Here is a 21,862-nt window from a genome sequence, read left to right as displayed (position 1 = left end):
TGGTTAAGGCGTGGCTTTAACATAGGACAAGGCGCCCGATGGGCTGGGAGAATTTTTACAGATGTCGCTTGGTCAGCAACTGCACCCCCACCTTCCTTTCCTGCGGCGCTACGCGCGTGCGTTGACGGGCAGCCAGGCGCACGGCGATGCCTATGTGCGCGCCACGCTGGAGGCGATCGTGGCGGCGCCCGACGAATTCCCGTCGAATGTCGATCCGCGCCTTGGCCTCTACAAGACTTTCCATGCGATCTGGTCCTCGTCCCATCTGGAAGACGGGCCGGTGCTGACCGGCGCCGACGGGCAGGAGGCGATCGCGCAGGCACGACTCGCCCGCCTGACGCCGCTGCCGCGCCAGGCGCTGCTGCTGACGGCGCTGGAGGGATTTACCGTCGATGACGTCGGCTATCTGATCGGCCTGGACAGCGACGACGTGGAAGCGCTGGTCAAGGAAGCGCTGAGCGAGATCGAGGCGCAGACCCGCGCCAAGGTGCTGATCATCGAGGATGAGCCGATCATCGCGATGGATATAGAGACCATCGTTCGCGACCTGGGGCATGAAGTCACCGCCATCGCCGTCACGCGCGAGGATGCGGTGCGCGAAGCCATGGCGGAACGGCCCGGGCTGGTGCTGGCGGACATCCAGCTTGCCGACGATTCGAGCGGCATCGATGCGGTGAAGGACATCCTCGCCGAATTCTCCGTTCCGGTGATCTTCATCACCGCCTTCCCCGAACGCCTGCTGACGGGCGAACGGCCGGAGCCGACCTTCCTCATCACCAAGCCTTTCCAGCGTTCGACCGTCAAGGCCGCGATTTCTCAGGCGCTGTTCTTCGACGAAGCGACCGCGCCGGCCTGACGTCGCGCGCGGCTTTCTGAAATTAGGCTGGAAAGAAGGGGAACCCCGGTCCACGACCCGCGTTATTGATGCGTAACGATCGGGAGCGACCCATGGTCGAACAGGAGCAGCATATTGCGACGGAAGAAGCCAGGGCGGGCTCGACGCCGCATATCGTGCGTTACGTGCTCGGCGTTTCACTGACACTCGCGATCATCGTGATGATTGTGATATTGTGGGGCCATTGAACGCGGTTGCGGCAATTGGTCCTTGAGAAGAAAAAGATTGGGATGCGGACGCACATATGGCTTTGACGACTTCCGTTCATGCAGCGAGGGCGACAGCCGGTGAAGGGGTTGTTACCATGAGCGACGGCGTGGGCCAGGATGTTGAGCGCGAAACGCTTTCAGACACCGATTTCAAGCGGGAACTGGCGGCGGTCATCCCCCATCTGCGCGCCTTTGGACGGTCCCTGTCCGGCAATCGCGATGTCGCGGACGATCTGGTGCAGGAAACGCTGCTGAAGGCCTGGGCCGCGCGCAGCCGCTTCCAGGCGGGCACCAACATGCGTGCCTGGACCTTCATCATCCTGCGCAATCATTATCTGTCGCAGATGCGCCGTTCCCGCTTCCGGGGCGATTGGGACGATCTGGCGGCCGACCGCCTGCTTGCCGCGCCCGCCGGGCAGGACAAGCATGTCGAACTGTCCGACATGCAGCGCGCCTTGCTGCAATTGCCGCAGCCCCAGCGAGAGGCGCTGATCCTGGTCGGCGCGGGCGGCTTCGCCTATGAGGAAGCCGCCGAAATCTGCGGCGTCGCCGTGGGCACCATCAAGAGCCGCGTCGCCCGCGGCCGCGCCGCGCTGGAGCAGATATTGGAAAATGGCGAACTGCCATCCCGCCGCAGCCAGGAAAGCAGCGACGCCGCGGTGCTGGACGAGATCATGGACGATGTCGACCGGTTGAGCCGGGGCCGGGAATCCCGGGAAACAGGTGAAGATACCGACTCCGACGTGGAGTGATCTGTGCTATACTCTCCGCCTCGGTATGCGAGGATCGGGAGAAGGAGAATGGACGAAGGTCGTAAGGACGAACCCTTCGAACCGGCTTCCTTGCCGGGCCGGTCGCGGGGAAGCCTGATCATATTCCTTCTGGTCGCCCTGGCGCTGGTGCTGGCGATCGGCTTTTTCTACATGACGAAGGAACGCGACGATAGCCGTGCCGACGCCCTTATGAAGGCAGCCGGTTCCGTCGACAGCGCCGCCCATGTGGTGGGGCACGCGGCGAAGAACGCCGCGGATGCGCTTCGCAACCAGAATTGATCGCCCCTGCCGCTTCGTCGGCATGGTCGGTGGTCCCGTTCAGAAAATCTTTGTGATTGTCGTGCATTGTCCCTGACAGTGTCGGATTTCCTTACAGCGCCTGTAAGCTGATCCGGCTGTCACCTGCCCGCCGGGCGCAGCGGGAACGCGCGACGAATGATAAGATTGTTCAAACATTATGTGCCGCATGCGGTCCTGCTGCTCGGCCTTCTGGACTTCATGCTGCTGATGGCGGCGGCTGAAGGCGGGTGGATTCTGCGCGCCCGCCAGATCGGCATGGAGGTCGATCATGTGTCGACCCGCATCGCGCCGCTGCTCAGCTTCGGCCTGGCCATACAGACAGCGATGATCGCGGTCGGCGTCTATGGGCCGGAGGCGCTGCAATCGATCCGCTACGCGCTGGCGCGGCTGCTGGTCGCGATTTCGCTGGGCGTGCTGTTCCTGTCGGTCATGCATTTCCTGCTGCCGGACATCACGCTCTGGCGGTCCAATTCGCTTTACGCCATGGGACTCGCCATTGCCCTGCTGCTGGCGATCCGCGTCCTTTTGGGATCGATGCTCGGCGGCGAAGCGTTCAAGCGGCGGCTGGTCGTGCTGGGCGCGGGCAATCGCGCCGACCGCATCCGGGAGATCGAGCAGCGCAAGGGATCGGGCTTCCTCGTCGTCGGCTACATCGCGATGAATGACGGCGCGCAGGTGATCCCGGAGGCGATCAACCGCAGCGCCATCTACAATCTCGCCGATTTCGTCGTCCGCCTGGCCGCGAGCGAGGTGGTGCTGGCGCTGGAGGAACGGCGCAACGCCTTGCCGCTGAGCGACCTGCTGCGCATCAAGACCACCGGCGTCCATGTGAACGAGATCTCCACCTTCCTGGAGCGGGAAACCGGCCGTGTCGACCTGGACAGCGTGAATCCGAGCTGGCTGATCTTCTCCGACGGCTTTTCGGCGGGCCGCCGCCTGTCCAGCATCGCCAAGCGGCTGTTCGACGTCCTCGCCAGTTCGATCCTGCTGCTGCTGACCGGCCCCATCATCCTGCTGGCCGCCCTGTTGGTGAAGCTCGACAGCAAGGGCCCCGCATTCTACCGCCAGCAGCGCGTCGGCCTTTATGGCGAGGAATTCTGGATCGTGAAGCTGCGCACCATGCGGCAGGACGCGGAACTGTCCGGCCAGGCGGTCTGGGCGGAAAAGGACGATCCGCGCATCACCCGCCTTGGCTACTGGCTGCGCAAGCTGCGCATCGACGAACTGCCGCAGACATGGACGGTGCTGAAGGGCGAGATGAGCTTCGTCGGCCCGCGCCCCGAACGCCGTCAGTTCGTCGAGGATCTGGAACAGCATCTGCGCTATTATGCGGAGCGGCACATGGTGAAGCCCGGCATCACCGGCTGGGCGCAGATCAACTATCCCTATGGCGCGTCGATAGAGGATGCCCGGAACAAGCTGGAATATGATCTTTATTACGCCAAGAACTACACGCCTTTCCTCGATCTGCTGATCCTCATCCAGACGCTGCGCGTCATCCTCTGGCCGGAGGGGGCGCGGTGAGCGGCCTGCTGCAATTCGTCGGGGACTGGGGCCATGCGCTGGCCGCCGTGCTGTTCGCGGCGCTCGGCATTTTCGTCCTGCGCCGCCGGGAAGAAGCCGCCGAACAGCGCCTGCTGGCCGCGGCGCTGCTGCTGACCGCCTGCTGGTCGCTCTATGTCTCCTTCGGCGGGGTGGGCAAGCCGCTGACCGGCATCGGAGAAAATATCCGAAACGCGGCCTGGCTGCTGCTGCTGTTCGCGATGCTGCGGCGGAACGGCGCGGTGCGGGGAGAATCCCTGCTGGCGATCGGATCGGTCTATGCCGCCGTGGCGGGAATCATCCTGCTTCAGACCTTCACCGACCTCATCTGGCGGCAATTGCCGGAGCCTAGCGACCTGCACCGCGCGCTTCTTCATGCCTCGCTGGTGCTGCACCTGATGACCGCCATCGGCAGCCTGATGCTGGTCCATCATCTCTATATCAGTTGGCCGGTGCGGGAACGGGAGCGGGTGGCGCTGCTGCTGGGGGCGCTGGCGGCGATGTGGACATATGACCTCAATCTCTATGCCATCGCCACCTTCGCCATCGACCGGGCAAGCGATCTCTACGCGCTGCGCGGGCCGATGATGGCGCTGCTGGCCCCGGTGATCGCGGCGGGAATGCGCGCCGACATGGCCGGACGGCTGCAACTGTCCCGCGCCCTGACATTCCAGTCGCTCTCCCTCGCGGCCATCGCGCTCTACATCGTGGTGCTGGCGGCGGCGGCGGTGCTGGTGGAACTGGTCGCCGGGCCCTATGCCCGCGCGGTCGAGATCGGCTGCGTCTTCTTCCTGGCGGTAAGCGCGCTCGTGCTGCTGCCTTCCCGCCGGCTCCGCGCCTTCTGGAAGGTGCAGGTGGCCAAGCATTTCTTCCAGCACCGCTATGACTATCGCACCGAATGGATGCGCTTCGGCGACACCATAGGCCGCCCCGGCGACAATGCCCTGCCTTTGGGGGAGCGCGTGGCGAAGGCGGTGGCCGACATCACCGATTCTCCCGCCGCCCTGCTGATGCTGCGTGCGGACGACGGCGCGCTGGCGTTCGAAACGCACTGGAACTGGCAGGGGGACAGGCCGGACGGATCGGTCGTGCCCGCCCCGCTCGCCGCCCTCATCGAACAGAGCGGCTGGATCATCGACATCGACCGCCCGCCTTCCGGGGCCGGGGAAATCAGTGCGCCGGGCTGGATGAGCCTGGACCGCCGCGCCTGGGCGCTGGTGCCGCTGATCCATTTCGGCCGGCTGATCGGCGCGATCCTGCTTGCCCGCCCGCCGATCGACCGCCGGCTCGACTGGGAGGATTTCGACATGCTGCGCGCCGCCGGACGGCAGGCGGCCAGCTATCTGAGCGAGGCGCAGGGCCAGCAGGCGCTGGACGACGCCCAGCGCTTCGAGGAGTTCAACCGCCGCTTCGCCTTCATCATCCATGACGTCAAGAATCTGGTGAGCCAGCTTTCGCTGCTCGCCCGCAATGCGGAGCGGCACGCCGACAATCCGGATTTCCGCACCGACATGGTGCTGACGCTGAAGGAATCGGTGGGCAAGATGAACGACATGCTCGCCCGCCTGTCGCAGCATAACAAGGGCCGGGCGGAGGAACCCCGGCCCATGGCGCTGCGCGAAGTGGCGGAGCAGGTCGCGCGCACCCGCTCGCGCCAGCACGAAATAGGCGTGACCGGCGACGCGCCGCCCGTGCTGGCCGATCCCGCCAGGGTCGAGCAGATCGTCACCCACCTGCTCCAGAACGCCATCGACGCCAGCCGGCCGGACAGCCCCGTGGAATTGCGCTTGTCCGCCGATGGTGGCTGCGCCCTGCTGGATGTCGTCGATCAGGGCCGGGGGATGACCGCGGAATTCATCCGCCGCGAATTGTTCAAGCCCTTCTCCTCCAGCAAGGCGGGGGGCTTTGGCATCGGTGCGTTCGAGGCGCGGGCCCTGGCCCAGGCGATGGGCGGGCGGATCGATGTGGAAAGCAAGCCCGGCGTGGGGAGCCGGTTCACGCTGCGCCTGCCTTTGGCGCAACAGGATCTTAGGGGGAAGGCCGCCTGATGAGCGACATGCGACCGAAACTGCTGATCGTCGAGGACGATCCGGGCCTGCAACGGCAATTGCGCTGGGCCTATGAGGAATATCAGCTCTTCATCGCGGGCGACCGGGAGGAAGCGATAGAGATGCTGCGCGAGCAGGCGCCCGATGTGGTGACGCTGGACCTGGGCCTGCCGCCCGATCCCGACGGCACCAGCGAAGGGTTCGCGACGCTGGCGGAAATGCTGCGGATCAAGCCGGACACGAAGGTCATCGTCGCGTCCGGCCATGGGGCGCGGGAAAGCGCGCTGCAGGCCATTTCCGGCGGCGCCTATGATTTCTACCAGAAGCCGGTCGACATCGATGAGCTGGGGCTGATCGTCCGCCGCGCCTTCCACGTTCATGCGCTGGAGCGGGAAAATGCCCGGCTGGCCGAAACCGCGCCGGAGGGCGGGCGCGTGCTGGGCCGGCTGATCACCGCCGCGCCGGAAATGATGAAGGTCGCCCGCACCATAGAACGGGTGGCGGCCGCGGACGTCTCCGTCCTGCTGCTGGGCGCAAGCGGCACCGGCAAGGAATTGCTGGCGCAGGGCCTGCACGATGCCAGCCCGCGCCGGGACGGGGCCTTCGTCGCGATCAACTGCGCGGCGATTCCCGAAACATTGCTGGAGGCCGAACTGTTCGGCCATGAGAAGGGCGCCTTCACCGGGGCGATCAAGACCACGCCCGGCAAGATCGAGCAGGCGCAGGGCGGCACGCTCTTCCTGGACGAAGTGGGCGACATACCGCTGGCCTTGCAGGTGAAGCTGCTGCGCTTCCTGCAGGAGCGGGTGATCGAACGGATCGGCGGACGCCAGCCCATATCGGTCAACACGCGGATCGTCTGCGCCACGCATCAGGATCTGGAAGCCATGATCGCGGCGGGCACTTTCCGGGAGGACCTCTATTATCGCCTGGCGGAGATCGTCGTGCGCATTCCCGCTCTCCGGGAGCGGCCGGGCGATCCGGCGCTGCTGGCGCGGCATTTCCTCCACCGCTTCGCCAAGGAGATGAATCCGCAGGTCAAGGGGCTCGCGCCCGATGCGCTGGCGGCGCTCGACGCCTGGGGCTGGCCGGGCAATGTGCGAGAGCTGGAAAACCGCATGAAGCGCGCCGTCATCATGGCCGACGGCAAGCATGTGACCGCGGCCGATCTCGATCTGGACGGAGATCGCGCCGAAGGCGGTGATGTGGTGAACCTGAAGGCGGCGCGGGAAATGGCCGACCGCCGCGCGATCCGCCGGGCGATTGCGCGGACGGACGGGAATATCTCCGGCGCGGCGAAGATGCTGGGGATCAGCCGGCCGACGCTCTACGATCTGCTGAAGCAATATCGGATGCAGAATTGAAGGCCCTGATTGTACCAAAGCGCGCCGCGTCCATTGGAGTGCGGGGAAATGGCCAATCCAAGACATTCCCCTCCCGCAGGCGGGAGGGGTTAGGGGTGGGTGCGAGCGCAGCGAGCTTCCAGCTTAGCCGTTGCAAATTCCCGCTGATGTCGCGCCAGCCCACCCCCTAGCCCCCTCCCGCTTGCGGGAGGGGGGATGGCAGGAAACCACCCAAATCAGCCAGCCCGGCGGCTCACGAACTTATCACGTCACCCGCACCCACTGCACTCATGGAAAAACGCAGCGCGATCCTAGGCTCGTTGCAAATCCAGATCCGCCGCGCTGATTCCCAGCCTCCTGATCTGCTCCGCCACAGGCGGCCATACGGTCTCCATGAAGCGCGCCCGTTCCATTTCCCGCAACCGCCGCGTCGCGCCGTCGGCGACGAACATGCCGACGCCGCGCTTCACCACGATCAGCCCATCGTCCTGAAAGCATTGATAGGCCTTCGCTACCGTCAGCGGATTGGCGCCCTGCTGCGCGGCCAGGGCACGCACCGAAGGCAGCATGTCCCCATCGCGAAACTCCCCGTCCAGAATAGAAGCGGCGATGATCTCCCGAAGGCGGAGATAGACGGGTTTTGAGTCGTCGGCCATGGTGCATCAGTGCCATAATACAGCGTGGCAGGTCAAGCGACGCCCTTGCGCCATATCCGGCTGAACATGTAACTATCTGTCCCAGACAGAAACTATATTGTCATATTCTGGCCGAGGACGCTCTTCCTGTTCCCGTCCCGCAGTGCCGATGAAGACGAAGCCCGCGATCCGCTCCCCGGCCTTCGCAAAGGCGGCGCGCACATCCTCATTATAGCTGGCCCAGCCCGTCAGCCAGCCCGCCGCAAAGCCCAGCGCATGCGCTGCATGGAGCAGATTCATGATCGCCGCGCCCGCCGACAGTTCCTGTTCCCACACAGGGATCTTGCTACCCTCTACCGGCGCGGACAGCGCGACGACCAGCGTGGGCGCCTGATGCGCGAACTGGCGCATTGACTCCATCTCCAGCCGCCCGGCATCGGGCTTTTCGGCGCGATACGCCGTCTCGAGCAATGCCGCGAGAGCGTCCCGCTTCTCCAGCGGCACGATCACGAAGCGCCAGGGCGCCAGCTTGCCATGATCGGGCGTGCGCTGCGCCACCTCCAATATCTTGCGGAGCTGGCCTTCGTCCGGTCCCGGCGCGATCAGGTCGCGCGGCTTGCCCGATCGGCGGGTCTGGAGAAGCGAGAGCGGAGAACTGCGGTCGTTGAACATGGCCGTCCAGATGGCCCGGCGGCGGGCAGGACGCAAGGGCAGGGCCGCTCTTTGACAGACGAATAATTTCGGTTCTAGGCTGGCGGCGACAAGGGATGCGTTTCGCAGGGCCCGCAACAAGATAGGATAAGGGGCCGGATGGCGACCTCCATTTCAACGCCCGCCGGGGCAGGAGCGGGCAGGACCTGGCTCGGCCATCCGCGTGGGCTGTTCCTGCTGTTCTTCGTGGAGATGTGGGAACGCTTCTCCTTCTACGGCATGCGTGCGCTGCTGATCTTCTATCTGACGCAGCATTTCCTCTTTTCCGATCGCGACGCCAGCTACGCCTATGGCGCCTATATGTCGCTGATCTACATCTCGCCGCTGATGGGCGGCTATCTGGCGGACCGCTATCTCGGCCAGCGCAAGGCCGTGCTGTTCGGCGGTGTCGTCATCGCCGCCGGGCACATCATCCTGGGCATGGAAAGCGACGATGCGGGGGCCATGGGCCTTGGCCTGTTCTGGCTCGGCCTGGCGACGGTGATCACGGGTACGGGCTTCCTCAAATCCAGCGTTTCGGCACTGGTGGGGCAGCTCTATCCGCGCGACGACATGCGACGCGACCCGGCCTATACGATCTTCTACATGGGCATCAACCTGGGTGCGACAATAGGCCCGGTCATCTGCGGCTATCTGGGCCAGACATGGGGCTGGCACTGGGGCTTCGGCGCGGCGTCGGTCGGCATGATCGCGGGCGTGATCGGCTTCATGCTGTGCAGGCCGCTGCTTCAGGGCAAGGGCGAGCCGCGCGATCCCGAGCGCCTCAGGCAGCGTGTCGGCGGCATCCTCAGCCGCGAATGGCTGGTCTATCTCTCCAGCCTGGCGTTCATCGCGCTGTGCTGGTTCCTGATCCAGAATCATGTGATCGTCGGCTGGATGCTGGCGGCGGCAAGCGTCGCCGTCGTGCTGTACATCCTCTGGGAAGCGTTCGGCCGGATGGAGCGGATCGGCCGCGACCGGATGCTGGCGGCGCTGTTCCTGCTGGTCATCAACCCGCTCTTCTGGGGCCTGTACGAACAGACGGGATCGTCGCTCAGCCTGTTCACGGATCGCTATACGGACCGGAACATCTGGGGCTTCAACGTGCCTGCCTCGATGTTCCAGTCCGTCAACGCCGCCTATATATTGATGTTCGGACCGGTGATGGCGGGCTTGTGGATCTGGCTGGCGAAGCGGGGGTGGGAACCCTCCACTCCTGCCAAGTTCGGCATTGCGCTGGCGCTGGTGGGCGCGGGCTTCCTGATCCTGGTGGCGGGGACCGGCGCGCCCGGCACGCTGACGCCGGTGCTGTTCATCTTCCTGCTCTATCTTTGCCACACGCTGGGCGAACTCTGCCTGTCCCCTGTCGGCCTGTCCGCCATGTCGAAACTGGCGCCGTCGCGGATGATCGGCCTGATGATGGGCATCTGGTTCCTGGCCATGGCGCTGGGCGAATATGCCGCCGGGCTGATTGCGGCGGCGACGGGCGGAGAGGGCGGCGCGGCCTCCCGCGGCGATGTGCTGGCGGTCTATGGCAGGATCGGCTGGTGGTCGGTCGGTGCGGGGCTGGTCGTCATGGCGCTGGCGCCGCTGGTGAAGCGGCTGATGCACGCCGACCGGTTCGACGAAGAGGGCGAGTGAGCGGCGCTACCCCGTCGCGCCCCATATGTCGCTGGCGCGGATGAAGCCCTTCTGCCCCCCTACGTCGAAGGCGCACCAGCCCTTGCCGCAGGAGGAAAGCCGCCCCACCACGCCCTTCTGCGCGCGGAACAGGGCGCGGGCGTCCTCGCTGGGGGAATCGCGCATCGGAGCGATGTCCGCCGTGACGATGGCGGTGGGGGTGTCGCTCAGCAGGCGGACATGCATCCACCCCTGCGTGCCGGTCGAATCCTCCACCTTGCGCCACAGGCCCAGCACCTGCACCACCTTCACCGGCAGGTCGCGGCGGCGATAGACCCAGTTGGACGGGTAATCGAGGCTGGGGCCCACGCGCATGCGCGCCTCGGCCTGGGTCAGCGACGCCCAATAGGGCACCGGCTTCGCAGGCGCGGCCCATGCCCCGCCCGCCCAGCACAGCGCCGCGATCATGCCCGCGCCCAGATAGCCCTTCATGCCCATATCGTCCCCGTTGCCTGACTGCCGGACCATAGCCGCTCGCAGCCATGACCGACAACCGCTCTCTTGCGGATATGGATAAGCGCTTGACCATCGTCCTCACGGGGAATAGCGGCCAGACATGGCCAAGAAACCGCGCCCCGCCACGCCGCGCGTCATCGTTACGCGCCGCCTGCCTCCCAATGTCGAGGCGCGCATGGCCGATCTGTTCGATACGGTCTTCAACATCGGTGACGTGCCGATGGATCGCGCCGCGCTGACCCGCGCCATGGCGCAATGCGACGTGCTGGTGCCGTCCGTCACCGACCAGATCGACGCCGCGCTGATCGAGGCCGCGCCGGAGAGGCTGCAACTCATCGCCAGCTTCGGCAGCGGCGTCGACCATATCGACCTCAATGCCGCGCGGCAGAAGGGGATCATCGTCACCAACACGCCCGGCGTGCTGACCGAAGACACCGCCGACATGACGATGGCGTTGATCCTGTCGGTGCCGCGCCGTCTGGCGGAGGGGGAGAAGCTGGTGCGCTCTGGCGCGTGGACCGGCTGGAGCCCGTCGGGCATGCTGGGGCACCGCATCGGCGGCAAGAAGCTGGGCATCATCGGCATGGGCCGCATCGGCCGTGCGGTCGCGCGCCGGGCGGCGGCCTTCGGCCTTTCCATCGCCTATCACAACCGCCACCGCCTTCCCTTCGAAGTGGAGCAGGAATTGCAGGCGCACTGGCATGGCGATCTGGAGTCTCTGCTGGCGGGCAGCGACATCGTGTCGATCCACTGCCCGCTCAACGCCGACAGCCGCGGGATGATCGACGCCCGGCGGATCGCGCTGATGCGGTCCGACGCCTATCTGATCAACACCTCGCGAGCCGAGATCACGGATGAACCGGCCTTGATCGGGGCGCTTGCGGAAGGACGGATCGCAGGGGCGGGGCTGGACGTCTATACGCATGAACCGGCGGTCGACGCCCGGTTGCTGGACCTCTCCAATGTGGTGCTGCTGCCGCATATGGGGTCCGCGACAATCGAAGGGCGCGACGCCACCGGGGCACGGGTGATCGCCAATATCCGCAGTTGGGTCGACGGCCACCGGCCGCCCAATCAGGTGCTGGAAGGTTGGGTCTGAAGCAACCGCCGGTGCGACGGGGAAATGGGTGGTAATCTGACGCCCACCTTATCCCTCTCCCTTGAGGGAGAGGGCTGCGCAGACTTGGCAGCTTGCTGCCTGGTCGTAGCTGGGTGAGGGGAGCGCGATCCAACGGATCGCGCGGACCGCAAGCCCGCTTCCCTCCTCTAAATCAGCCCAGGCTCCTTCGTCGCCAAGGCTTCCATCCTTCTCCCTCAAGGAGAAGGAAGGTCTTGAAATCGCCAATCCCAATCCTCCCCTCATCACCCACATTTCAAGCCAGTGGATCCAGGGTCCCAAGCGCCGCGACCAGTCCCAGGATGAGGACCGCCAGGCTGGTTTCCGCCAGCAGCGACAGGCGCAGATGGGCAACGCCTCCGTTCCTCTCCAGCATCGGCGTCAACCACCAGCGATTGGCGGCGGCGAGCAGCAGCATGCCGGCGAACAGCGCCAGCTTGGTGAGAAGCAGCCAGCCATAAAGGCCATGCAGAAGCGCGGGCAGTTGGGCTATACCGACGATCATCACTGCGTTGAATGCGCCGGTCAGGATCAGCGTCGCGACGAAGATCGTGCCGAACAGGGAGAAACGCTCCAGCATATGGGCGGTTCGTCCGCTCTCCCTTCCCGACAGCACGGCATGCAGCAAGGCCAGCAGCGCACCGAACCATCCGGCGGCGGCCAGCATATGCAGCGCGTCCGCGATGCGGTGGGCGCTGCCGGCAAGGCCTTCGCTGGCGGCGGCATGGCCCGACCAGGCCAGGGTTGCGGCGGCGATGGCGGCGGGCAGGGCCAGGGCGGCGTTCCATCCGGCGCCCTGCCGGAGCAGCAGCGGCAGGATCGACAGCAGCGCGACGGCCCGCACCGCCAGCACCATGCCAAGCGGCGTTTCCTTGAGCAATATCCCGACGACGCCCCAGTCGGGGGGCAGGAACGGGGTTCCCGCCATGGCCGCCGCGCTGGCGAGCAGCCACAGGGCGGAGAGCGCAAGCCCGGCCACCGCCAGCGCGCCGATCGCCCCGCGCCGCGCGCTTCCGCCCATGCTCCACCAGAACAGCGGCAGGCCGGCAAGCGCTGCAAGATCGGCGTACAGGGCGAAACGGGCAGTGACGAGAAGCCAGTCCATCGACCTTATTTGACCGAGAAGCTGTATTTGCCCGCGATCTTGTGCTGGTCGGCGCCGACGATGTGCCAGTTGAGGTCGTAGCTGCCGGCCGGCAGCGCCCGGGGCAGGGTGACGATCATGGTCTTCCCGTCCCCGTCGACCGCTGTCTTGAAGCCCTTGATCGGCATCGGCGCATGATCGGCCATGCCCGGCATGCCGGTCATGGTGAGGTCCACGCCGCTCAAGGGCGCGAGCAGCTTTTCGGAAAAGCTGAGCGTCAGCCGGGTGGGTTTGGAGACGGTGGCGTCCGCCGCCGGGCTGGAGGAAAGCAGCTTCGGATGCGCCAGCGCTGCGGAGGGGAGGGCGGCAAGGCCGAAGGCGGCGGCCAGCATGGCGGGGGTGAACAGGTTGCGACGCATGATGATAGGCTCCCGATAGATTGCGGTTACGGACCATTACGCATTGCGCTTTCCGACCCCTCGACTGGAGCGCAGGAATTTTTGCATGAGGGGTCGGTAAGCGCCCTGCGTATTGCAGGCGACAGGACATGGTGTTTGTGGTGATTTCCGGCGTGGCGGATGATGCCCGCCGGCTTGAAGCCGCTATGTGGAGTGAAAGTGATGAGCGACCTCGATCAGCTATTGGGCCAGGTGGCCGCCCAGATGCGGAACGCCCCCGCCGATCCGCGTCTGGAAAGGCTGGAGGACGCGGTGATGGCAGGCGTCGTCTCGCGCCGCGAACGGGCCGTGGCGCGGCGCAGCCTCGCGCTGGCGGGGATCGTCGCGGTCGGCATCGGGTGGATCGGCAGCGTGGTGCCCGGCAGCCCGGCGCAGGCGGCGTCCCGGCCCGCCATCATCGGCATGTCGGATTACGCACCCTCCCGCCTGCTGGGGCAGTGAGTCATGCGGGGGGTAAGGGCATGAGGGGAACCGCACGCTATGGGCTGGTCGCGCTGGTCGCCTTTGCAGCGGCGCTGGCGGCGGTGCTGGTGGCGCGGGCCTGGATCGCGCCGGAACCGCGCGTCGAAAGCGAGGTTCATGCCCTGATCCACCAGAAGCTGGAACTGGATGCGGCGCAGGAACGGCGCATTCACGCGCTGGAGGCTGATTTCGCGAGGCGGCGCGAGGCCATGGAGGCGGAGATGCGCGCCGACAATGCGCGACTGGCGCAGGCGATCGCGGCGGAGCATGGCTATGGCCCGAAAGTGGCCGAGGCCGTCGACCGGTCGCATCACGTCATGGGCATGCTTCAGAAGGAGACGCTGAAGCATATCTTCGCGATGCGCGCCGTGCTGCGGCCGGATCAGGCGGCGCAGTTCGACGCCGCCATCGTCAAGGCGCTGACCCGGCCAGCCCCCGTCCCGCCGGAGCGGTGAGCCCGTCGCTCACCGAACGCGGCGATGCAGAGCTGGCCGCGCTGGCGCTCGCCGGGCAGCAGAGCGCCTATGGCGAGCTGATGCGCCGCCATCGCGACGCCGTGTTCCGTCTGGCGCGGGGACATGCGGGCGATGCGACGGAGGCGCTCGACATCACGCAGGAGACGTTCATCTCCGCCTTCGCCGCGCTTGGCCGCTATGATGGCGCGCGGCCCTTCCGGCTGTGGATCGCGCGGATCGCGGTGAATAAATGCCGTGACTGGGCGCGGCGGCGGGCGGTGCGGCGCTTCTTCACCTTCGCCCGGCCGATCGAGGAAGCAGGCGCCGTGGCGGACGGCATGCCGACGCCGGAGGAGGCTGTCCAGTCCCGGGCGGAGCTGGCGCATATCCATGCAGCCATCGCCGCATTGCCCGGCAATCTCAAGGACGTGCTGGTTCTGCGCGCCATCGAGGGAATGAGCCAGGCGGAGGCGGCGCAGATATTGGGCATCAGCGAGAAAGCCGTCGAAACACGCCTCTACAGGGCGCGCAACAAATTGGCCGAAGGATTGAGGGATGGGGCGACGGGCCGCGTATAGGGGGAAACCGTCCTTATTGCAGAGCTGTCCATGGCCTTCACCCTTCCCGATGTCGATCGCCGCACCCTCGTCCGCAATCTTGGCGGACTGGGCGGCGCGCTGGCGCTGAGCCGGGTTTTCCCCGCCTGGGCGCGGAGCGGAACGGCCGGCCTGACCCCGGCCCCGGCCCCAGCCCCGGAAGTGCTGAGCGGCGAGGCCATCGCCCTGACCGTGGCGGAGGGGCATTTTTCGACCGGCGGGCGTTCGGCGCACGCGGTGATGATCAACGGCACGCTGCCCGCGCCGCTCATCCGCCTCAAGGAAGGGCAGAATGTCCGCCTGTCCGTCACCAACCGGCTGCGGGAGGATACGTCGATCCACTGGCACGGCCTGATCGTGCCCTTCCAGATGGACGGGGTGCCGGGGATCAGCTTTCCCGGCATCCGCCCCGGCGAGACCTTCACCTATGAATTCCCCATCCGGCAGTCCGGCACCTACTGGTATCACAGCCATTCCGGCATGCAGGAGGCCGTCGGCCATTATGGGCCGATCGTGATCGATCCGGCGGGAACCGATCCGGTGGAAGCCACGCGCGAGCATGTCCTCATCCTGTCCGACTGGAGCCCGGTCCACCCGCACGTCCTGCTGAAGCGCCTCAAACAGATGGGCGGCTATTTCAACATGCAGAAGCAGACCTTGGCGGGGCTGCTGGCCGGGAAGGACCAGAACGCGAAGGAGCGCATGGAATGGGGCGCCATGCGGATGGACCCGACCGACATATCCGACATCACCGGATCGACCTACAGCTTTCTGGTGAACGGCCATGGCACGGCGGAGAACTGGACCGGCCTCTTCACGCCGGGCGAGCGGGTGCGGCTGCGCATCATCAATGCGGCGGCCATGACCAACTTCAACCTGCGGCTGCCGGGCCTGCCGATGACGGTGGTGCAGTGCGACGGCCAGCATGTGCAGCCGGTCGAGACCGACGAGTTCCAGATCGGCATCGCGGAAACCTATGATGTGGTGGTGCAGCCCGGGGAAGCGAAGCCCTACGCCCTGATCGCGGAAGCGATAGACCGATCGGGCCTCGTTCGGGCGACCCTGGCGCCGCGCATGGGCCTTGCGGCGGAGGTGCCGCCGCTGCGCGCCCGACCGCTGCTGGGCATGAAGGACATGGGCATGGACATGTCCGGAATGGACATGGGGCAGGGCGGAGTCATCGATCTCAGCCAGCCCGCCAATGAAGGCATGGCCGGCCATTCGATGAAGATGCGCGACAGGTCGGTGGCGCCGCAGGTGAAGATGGGGCCCGGCGTCGCGACGCTCTCGCCCATGCCGGCCGACAGGACCGCCGACCGCCCGACGGGGCTGGAGACCGTCGACCATCGCGTGCTGACCTATGCCGATCTCAAATCGCTGACTCCCCATGCGGACAGGCGTCCGCCGACCCGGACGCTCGACATCCACCTGACCGCGAACATGGAGCGCTATATGTGGTCCTTCGACGGGGTGAAGCTGTCGGATGGGGCGGACCCCATTCCCTTCCGCCATGGGGAGCGGGTGCGCGTCAACCTGATCAACGACACGATGATGCCGCACCCGATCCATCTGCATGGCCATTTCTTCGAACTGGTGACTGGCGCGGGCGACCATAATCCGCTCAAGCACACGGTGAACGTGCTGCCGGGGGGAAAGGTGAGTTTCGACCTTACCGCCGACGCGCTGGGCGATTGGGCCTTTCACTGCCATATGCTGATGCACATGCACACGGGGATGATGCGCGTCGTGACCGTGCGGCACGCGGGGGACGCGGCATGAAGGCGCCGGTTTGCCTGGCCGCGCTGCTGCTCGCTTCCGGCGCCTTGCCGGCCTGGGCGCAGGATCATGGCGGGATGGACCACGGCGCCATGCAGCAGGAGGATCATTCCGACCATCCGCCTGCCGGGGACGCCCATGCCGGTCACGGCCAGCCCGCGCCCGATGACGGCGCGCCCGAGGGGGTAGCCCCTCCCATGCCGTCCGATCATGCCTCGGAAGCCTTTTACAACCCCGCCGAAATGGCGCGCGCCCGTGCCGCCATGCTCAAGGAAAGCGGCGGCATGACCTTCTCCCGGCTGATGCTCGACCGGCTCGAATATCGCATGGGCAGGGGCGCCGACGGCTATCATTGGGAAGGGGAGGGCTGGATAGGCGGCGACATCGACCGTTTCGCCTTCAAGACCGAAGGAGAGGGCGAATTCGGCGGCCCGCTGGAAAGCGCGGAGGTGCAGGCGCTTTACAGCCGCGCCATCGATCCCTGGTTCAACCTGGAAGCCGGCGTCCGCCACGACATTCGCCCCGATCCGCAGCGGACTTATGCGGTGGTGGGGATAGAGGGCCTCGCCCCCTATTGGTTCGAGGTCGGCGCGCAGGCCTTTCTGTCCGACAAGGGCGACGCGCATCTGCGGCTGGAGGGCAGCTACGACCAGCGCATTACCCAGCGCCTGATCCTGCAACCGGCGGTGGAGATCAACCTCGCGGCGCAGGACGTGCCGGAACTCGGCATCGGTTCGGGTCTTTCCGACATCGAGTTGGGATTGCGCCTGCGCTATGAATTCGCGCGTGAATTCGCGCCCTATGTCGGGGTCAACTGGGAACGCAAGCTGGGCGACACCGCCCGCTTCACCCGGCGGGATGGAGAGCGGGCTGCAACGACGAGCCTGGTGATGGGCGTGCGCTTCTGGTTCTGATCGCCTGACCGCGGTCAGGAACCGGCGGTCCCGCCATCCGTTGGAAGGAGCAGGTCTTTCACCGGAAGGAGTGTCGCATGATCCGTCTGGCCATTATTTCGCTCGTGATCGCCGCCGTGCTGGCCATATTGGGCTTCGGCGGCGCGGCGGGCGCCTTCGTGGGTATCGCGAAGTTCCTGTTCGTGCTGGCGATCGCACTGTTCGTCATCTTCCTCGTCCTTGGCCTGATGGCTGGCAAGGGGATCAAGAACGCGATAGACCGATGACCCATGACGGAGATCGGTGCTGGAGTGGATGAAACCGGGCGGCTGGTCCGCGACGAGGCGGGTTTTCTGCTCCAGCGCGATCTGGGCGGCAGTTTCCGCCTGGTGTTGCTGCGGGTGCCCGTCGACCATGTGGAAAAGCGGGTGCGGGTTCAGGGCTATTATGCCGGCGACGGCATAGTGGAGGTGGAGGGGGTGGCCGCGGCCTGACGGCGCGCAGCCCTCCTCCGATCAGGGATTGATCGAGTCGCGCGGATCGCCGGACGCCATGACGTCATGCGTGCTGACGAAACGGGCGCAGGCTCCGAAACCACGGTTGTTCTCCAGGGGCAGGGCGGTTTCGCAATAGGCGCATTCGGCCATCAGCCGGCCGACCATCCACTGGCTGCGGCCGCAACTGGGGCAGTGATTGGCTTCCCCCGGATGATAGTGGATGATGTAACCCCTTAAGGCCGGGTCGAAAGACTTGCCGGTCGCGAGGCTGGAAACTGGGCGCATCGTCTCTTCCTCCTCAGACATATATCTCGGCATCGACGTAAAATTCGGAAATTTCCCCCGAGCTTCACATCAGCATTGATGCAACGACGAACGTCAGAGCGAGCGACCCTTTATCATCTCTGCAAAGCCCGCTCCTTGCACCAGAACGCGGCTGCAACCCAATGTATCCCGCCCCGGAGGACCGCGTCTACAAGAAAGATTATCGAGGACCGTCCCATTTTCGCGCCTTCGCATTTGACTTGAGGCGCGCAGGCGCTATGGCGGCGCGCATCGGGACATATCCGCTTCGGCCGTGAGTTGGGGCGCATCCCGCCACCTTGCCGTCCGGTCTTTTTTCGCCGTCCGGCGAGCCTCTGGTGGAATAGCGTCATCCTGCCTGCTCCTGGCCGGGCAACTGCGAGGAGACGCACGACTCATGACCGCCATCGGACAGGACACACTCGGCACGCGCGACACTTTGAAGGTCGGCGGCAAGGACATCGCCTATTATTCGCTGAAGAAGGCGGCCGCGAAGCTTGGAGACGTTTCGCGCCTGCCCTTCTCGATGAAGGTGCTGCTGGAGAACCTGCTCCGTTTCGAGGACGGCGTCACCGTCACCACCGACGACATCCAGGCGATCGTCGACTGGCAGAATGACAAGGGCAAGGCGGAGCGGGAGATCCAGTATCGCCCCGCCCGCGTGCTGATGCAGGACTTCACTGGCGTCCCCTGCGTGGTCGACCTGGCCGCCATGCGCGACGCGATGACCGCGCTGGGCGCCGACGCCGGCAAGATCAACCCGCAGGTTCCCGTCCACCTCGTCATCGACCACTCGGTCATGGTCGATGAATTCGGCACGCCCAAGGCGTTCGAACAGAATGTGGAAATCGAATATCAGCGCAATATGGAGCGCTACGACTTCCTGAAATGGGGTTCGAAGTCGCTCGCCAACTTCTACGCCGTGCCGCCGGGCACCGGCATCTGCCATCAGGTGAACCTGGAAAATATCGCGCAGGCCGTCTGGTCGAGCGAAGGCCCCGACGGCGTCACCGTCGCCTATCCCGACACCTGCGTCGGCACCGACAGCCACACCACCATGATCAACGGCCTGGGCGTGCTGGGCTGGGGCGTGGGCGGCATCGAGGCTGAGGCCGCGATGCTGGGCCAGCCCGTCTCCATGCTCATTCCCGAAGTCGTCGGCTTCCGCTTCACCGGCGAACTGAAGGAAGGCGTCACCGCCACCGACCTTGTCCTCACCTGCACCCAGATGCTGCGCGCCCGTGGCGTGGTCGGCCGCTTCGTCGAATATTTCGGCCCCGGCCTTGCCACCCTGTCGCTGGCCGACCGTGCGACGCTGGCCAACATGGCGCCGGAATATGGCGCGACCTGCGGCTTTTTCGGCATTGACGACAAGACGCTCGACTATATGCGCCTGACCGGCCGCACCGAAGAGAATATCGCCCTGGTCGAAGCCTATGCCAAGGAGCAGGGCTTCTGGATCGATCCATCGGTCGAACCGGTCTTCACCGACACGCTGGAACTGGACCTCGGCACCGTCGTCCCCAGCCTCGCAGGGCCGAAGCGCCCGCAGGACCGCGTTTCTCTGCCGGAAGTGGACGATGTGTTCAACGCCGACATGGAAAAGGTCTACAAGAAGGCCCAGGCGCGCGTTCCGGTCGAGGGCAAGGATTTCGACATTGGCGACGGCGACGTCACCATCGCCGCGATCACCAGCTGCACCAACACCTCGAACCCCGGCGTCCTGGTCGCCGCGGGCCTCGTCGCCAAGAAGGCGAACGAACTGGGCCTGAAGCCCAAGCCCTGGGTCAAGACCTCGCTGGCGCCTGGCTCGCAGGTGGTCACCGACTATCTGGAAAAGGCAGGGCTCCAGTCGCATCTCGACGCCGTCGGCTTCAACCTCGTCGGCTATGGCTGCACCACCTGCATCGGCAACTCCGGCCCGCTGGCCGAGCCGATCAGCAAGGCGATCAACGAAAACGGCCTGGTCGCCGCCGCCGTCATCTCCGGTAACCGCAATTTCGAGGGCCGCGTGTCGCCCGACGTGCGCGCCAACTTCCTGGCCTCGCCGCCGCTGGTCGTCGCCTATGCGCTGAAGGGCACGGTGGTCGAAGACTTCATCACCACGCCGATCGGGACTGGCAAGGACGGTCAGCAGGTGTTCCTGAAGGACATCTGGCCGACCAACGACGAAGTGGCCTCGACCATGGCGGGCTGCATGGACCGCCAGATGTTCCAGGCGCGCTATGCCAATGTCTACAAGGGCGACGCCCACTGGCAGGCGATCGACGTCACCGGTTCGGACACCTATAGCTGGCGCGCCGGCTCTACCTATGTCGCCAACCCGCCCTATTTCGAGGGCCTGACCATGACCCCGAAGCCGGTCACCGACATCGTGGAGGCCAAGCCGCTGGCGATCTTCGGCGACTCGATCACCACCGACCACATCTCCCCGGCCGGTTCGATCAAGGCGACCAGCCCGGCGGGCAAGTGGCTGCAGGAGCGTCAGGTGGCGCAGGCCGACTTCAACAGCTACGGCGCGCGCCGCGGCCATCACGAGGTCATGATGCGCGGCACCTTCGCCAATATCCGCATCAAGAACCTGATGCTGGACGGCGTCGAGGGCGGCATGACCCGCTATGAAGGCGAAGTCATGCCGATCTACGACGCGGCGATGAAGCACAAGGCCGACGGCACCCCGCTGGTCGTCATCGGCGGCAAGGAATATGGCACCGGTTCGTCGCGCGACTGGGCGGCGAAGGGCACCAACCTGCTGGGCGTGCGCGCCGTCATCGTAGAGAGCTTCGAACGTATCCACCGTTCGAACCTGGTCGGCATGGGCGTGCTGCCGCTCCAGTTCAAGGACGGCCAGAACAAGGACACGTTCGGTCTGACCGGCGACGAAACCTTCACCATCCAGAATGTCGCCGGCCTGAAGCCGCGCCAGGATGTCGAAGTGATCGTGAAGCGCGCGGACGGTTCCACCTTCACCTTCACCGCGCTTTGCCGCATCGATACCGTCAACGAACTGGATTATTTCCTGAACGGCGGCATCCTCCAATATGTGCTGCGCAAGCTCGCCGCCTGACCGGCCAACGCATAAGGATGATGAAAAGGGCTCTCTCCATAAGGAGGGAGCCCTTTTCCTTTGGAGGCAAGGCCGAGATCGCAAGAGCCGCCGCATGGCCGCTTTCAGGTCAATCCCCATCATCGACCGTGTCGGGCTCCTGCGCGGGCAGGGCAGGGTGCGCCCCAGGAAGAGGGCGGCAGGCGGAACGCGCGCTACCCACCCTTCATCGTCATTCACCACCTGTTCAATGGCTCCCGGCTATGCCAAGGTCATGGAAATGAAGCGGTTCAGACTGATAGCAGGCCTGGGGGCCATGGCGGTGCTTTTCGCCGCGAATCCTTCCGCTTATGCCAGCAGCCAGCGCGATGAGCAGGATGCCGCGCGCCGCGCGATGCTGGACGGGCAGGTCATGCCATTTTCCGTCATCAAGCGCCGGGTGGATGCCGCCATGGGCGGCGCCACCTATCTGGGCAGCGAATTCAACCCGTCCACCAATCGATACCGCCTGAAATATGTGAAGGACGGCAAGGTGCTATGGGTTGATGCGGACGGTCGCACGGGCGATATAATCGGCTGGGCGCGCTGACAGGCGCGCGTCGGG

At 65.7% G+C, this 21,862-nt stretch carries 24 protein-coding genes; 18 read left to right on the top strand and 6 right to left on the bottom strand.

What is annotated here, in order from left to right; all coding sequences use genetic code 11:
- The first annotated feature begins 61 nt into the window (after positions 1–61).
- The 7 genes from EGM87_RS08075 (at position 62) to prsR (ending at position 7,131) form a co-directional block, all read left to right on the top strand.
- Positions 62–856, top strand: coding sequence for a response regulator (locus EGM87_RS08075; RefSeq protein ID WP_025549521.1), 795 nt, complete (start codon positions 62–64; stop codon positions 854–856).
- 92 nt (positions 857–948) lie between these two features.
- Positions 949–1,083, top strand: a complete 135-nt coding sequence (locus EGM87_RS08070; RefSeq protein ID WP_025549520.1) for a hypothetical protein — start codon at positions 949–951, stop codon at positions 1,081–1,083.
- A 116-nt stretch (positions 1,084–1,199) separates the two neighbouring features.
- Positions 1,200–1,856 carry a sigma-70 family RNA polymerase sigma factor gene (locus EGM87_RS08065; RefSeq protein ID WP_025549519.1) on the top strand — a complete coding sequence of 219 codons (657 nt, stop codon included), beginning with the start codon at positions 1,200–1,202 and terminating at the stop codon, positions 1,854–1,856.
- Between the two features lie 48 nt (positions 1,857–1,904).
- Positions 1,905–2,156 carry a hypothetical protein gene (locus EGM87_RS08060; protein ID WP_044662532.1) on the top strand — a complete coding sequence of 84 codons (252 nt, stop codon included), beginning with the start codon at positions 1,905–1,907 and terminating at the stop codon, positions 2,154–2,156.
- 156 nt (positions 2,157–2,312) lie between these two features.
- Positions 2,313–3,701, top strand: coding sequence for a TIGR03013 family XrtA/PEP-CTERM system glycosyltransferase (locus EGM87_RS08055; protein ID WP_044662531.1), 1,389 nt, complete (start codon positions 2,313–2,315; stop codon positions 3,699–3,701).
- The gene (gene prsK / locus EGM87_RS08050) at positions 3,698–5,767 is read left to right on the top strand and encodes an XrtA/PEP-CTERM system histidine kinase PrsK (RefSeq protein WP_044662530.1); all 2,070 of its coding nucleotides are present in this window, start codon (positions 3,698–3,700) and stop codon (positions 5,765–5,767) included. The genes EGM87_RS08055 and prsK overlap by 4 nt, the downstream gene beginning before the upstream one ends.
- The gene (gene prsR / locus EGM87_RS08045) at positions 5,767–7,131 is read left to right on the top strand and encodes a PEP-CTERM-box response regulator transcription factor (protein WP_044662529.1); all 1,365 of its coding nucleotides are present in this window, start codon (positions 5,767–5,769) and stop codon (positions 7,129–7,131) included. The genes prsK and prsR overlap by 1 nt, the downstream gene beginning before the upstream one ends.
- Positions 7,132–7,421: 290 nt before the next feature.
- Here prsR and EGM87_RS08040 read toward each other — a convergent pair whose 3' ends face one another.
- Together EGM87_RS08040 and EGM87_RS08035 are read right to left on the bottom strand one after the other, a co-directional pair.
- Complete coding sequence (locus tag EGM87_RS08040; protein WP_044662528.1) at positions 7,422–7,766, bottom strand: GntR family transcriptional regulator; 345 nt, start codon at positions 7,764–7,766, stop codon at positions 7,422–7,424.
- Positions 7,767–7,838: 72 nt separating this feature from the next.
- Positions 7,839–8,417: a nitroreductase family protein gene (locus EGM87_RS08035; RefSeq protein ID WP_044663176.1), complete on the bottom strand. Its 579-nt coding sequence runs from the start codon at positions 8,415–8,417 to the stop codon at positions 7,839–7,841.
- A 138-nt stretch (positions 8,418–8,555) separates the two neighbouring features.
- On the opposite strand from EGM87_RS08035, the gene EGM87_RS08030 reads away from it, so the two are divergent.
- A complete protein-coding gene (locus EGM87_RS08030) occupies positions 8,556–10,076 on the top strand; it encodes a peptide MFS transporter (RefSeq protein ID WP_044662527.1) in 1,521 nt (506 codons plus the stop codon).
- Positions 10,077–10,082: 6 nt separating this feature from the next.
- On the opposite strand, the gene EGM87_RS08025 is transcribed toward EGM87_RS08030, so the two are convergent.
- Positions 10,083–10,553: an SH3 domain-containing protein gene (locus EGM87_RS08025; protein WP_044663175.1), complete on the bottom strand. Its 471-nt coding sequence runs from the start codon at positions 10,551–10,553 to the stop codon at positions 10,083–10,085.
- Between the two features lie 118 nt (positions 10,554–10,671).
- Here EGM87_RS08025 and EGM87_RS08020 point away from each other — a divergent pair, with 118 nt between their 5' ends.
- Positions 10,672–11,670 (top strand): 2-hydroxyacid dehydrogenase, encoded by a 999-nt coding sequence (locus EGM87_RS08020; RefSeq protein WP_044662526.1) that lies wholly within the window; start codon positions 10,672–10,674, stop codon positions 11,668–11,670.
- Positions 11,671–11,944: 274 nt separating this feature from the next.
- Here EGM87_RS08020 and copD read toward each other — a convergent pair whose 3' ends face one another.
- Together copD and copC are read right to left on the bottom strand one after the other, a co-directional pair.
- Positions 11,945–12,793: a copper homeostasis membrane protein CopD gene (gene copD, locus EGM87_RS08015; protein ID WP_044662525.1), complete on the bottom strand. Its 849-nt coding sequence runs from the start codon at positions 12,791–12,793 to the stop codon at positions 11,945–11,947.
- 5 nt (positions 12,794–12,798) lie between these two features.
- The gene (gene copC, locus EGM87_RS08010) at positions 12,799–13,191 is read right to left on the bottom strand and encodes a copper homeostasis periplasmic binding protein CopC (RefSeq protein WP_044662524.1); all 393 of its coding nucleotides are present in this window, start codon (positions 13,189–13,191) and stop codon (positions 12,799–12,801) included.
- A 201-nt stretch (positions 13,192–13,392) separates the two neighbouring features.
- Between copC and EGM87_RS08005 the strand changes: the two genes are divergently transcribed.
- From EGM87_RS08005 to EGM87_RS07975, 7 genes are all read left to right on the top strand, one after another.
- Positions 13,393–13,671, top strand: a complete 279-nt coding sequence (locus EGM87_RS08005) for a hypothetical protein (protein ID WP_044663174.1) — start codon at positions 13,393–13,395, stop codon at positions 13,669–13,671.
- A gap of 20 nt (positions 13,672–13,691) precedes the next feature.
- A complete protein-coding gene (locus EGM87_RS08000; protein ID WP_025551831.1) occupies positions 13,692–14,147 on the top strand; it encodes a periplasmic heavy metal sensor in 456 nt (151 codons plus the stop codon).
- Complete coding sequence (locus EGM87_RS07995) at positions 14,144–14,725, top strand: RNA polymerase sigma factor (RefSeq protein ID WP_025551829.1); 582 nt, start codon at positions 14,144–14,146, stop codon at positions 14,723–14,725. Before EGM87_RS08000 ends, EGM87_RS07995 begins: the two co-directional genes overlap by 4 nt.
- 30 nt (positions 14,726–14,755) lie before the next feature.
- Complete coding sequence (locus EGM87_RS07990) at positions 14,756–16,522, top strand: copper resistance system multicopper oxidase (protein ID WP_044662523.1); 1,767 nt, start codon at positions 14,756–14,758, stop codon at positions 16,520–16,522.
- On the top strand, positions 16,519–17,433 hold the full coding sequence (locus EGM87_RS07985) for a copper resistance protein B (protein WP_044662522.1): 915 nt from the start codon (positions 16,519–16,521) through the stop codon (positions 17,431–17,433). The genes EGM87_RS07990 and EGM87_RS07985 overlap by 4 nt, the downstream gene beginning before the upstream one ends.
- Positions 17,434–17,510: 77 nt before the next feature.
- On the top strand, positions 17,511–17,699 hold the full coding sequence (locus EGM87_RS07980; protein WP_025551823.1) for a DUF1328 domain-containing protein: 189 nt from the start codon (positions 17,511–17,513) through the stop codon (positions 17,697–17,699).
- 3 nt (positions 17,700–17,702) lie between these two features.
- Positions 17,703–17,906, top strand: coding sequence for a DUF5818 domain-containing protein (locus tag EGM87_RS07975; RefSeq protein ID WP_044662521.1), 204 nt, complete (start codon positions 17,703–17,705; stop codon positions 17,904–17,906).
- Positions 17,907–17,927: 21 nt separating this feature from the next.
- On the opposite strand, the gene EGM87_RS07970 is transcribed toward EGM87_RS07975, so the two are convergent.
- Complete coding sequence (locus EGM87_RS07970; protein ID WP_044662520.1) at positions 17,928–18,194, bottom strand: hypothetical protein; 267 nt, start codon at positions 18,192–18,194, stop codon at positions 17,928–17,930.
- Positions 18,195–18,609: 415 nt separating this feature from the next.
- On the opposite strand from EGM87_RS07970, the gene acnA reads away from it, so the two are divergent.
- Entirely contained in the window at positions 18,610–21,279 is a 2,670-nt protein-coding gene (gene acnA, locus EGM87_RS07965; RefSeq protein ID WP_025551821.1) for an aconitate hydratase AcnA, read from the top strand.
- 229 nt (positions 21,280–21,508) lie between these two features.
- On the top strand, positions 21,509–21,847 hold the full coding sequence (locus EGM87_RS07960; protein ID WP_025551820.1) for a hypothetical protein: 339 nt from the start codon (positions 21,509–21,511) through the stop codon (positions 21,845–21,847).
- Positions 21,848–21,862: the final 15 nt, after the last annotated feature.

Origin of the sequence: Sphingobium sp. RSMS (assembly GCF_005406185.4) — a bacterium.
GTDB classification, from domain to species: domain Bacteria; phylum Pseudomonadota; class Alphaproteobacteria; order Sphingomonadales; family Sphingomonadaceae; genus Sphingobium; species Sphingobium fuliginis.
Note: the sequence above shows the minus strand (reverse complement) of the source record. Positions and strands in the feature narration are given on the sequence as shown.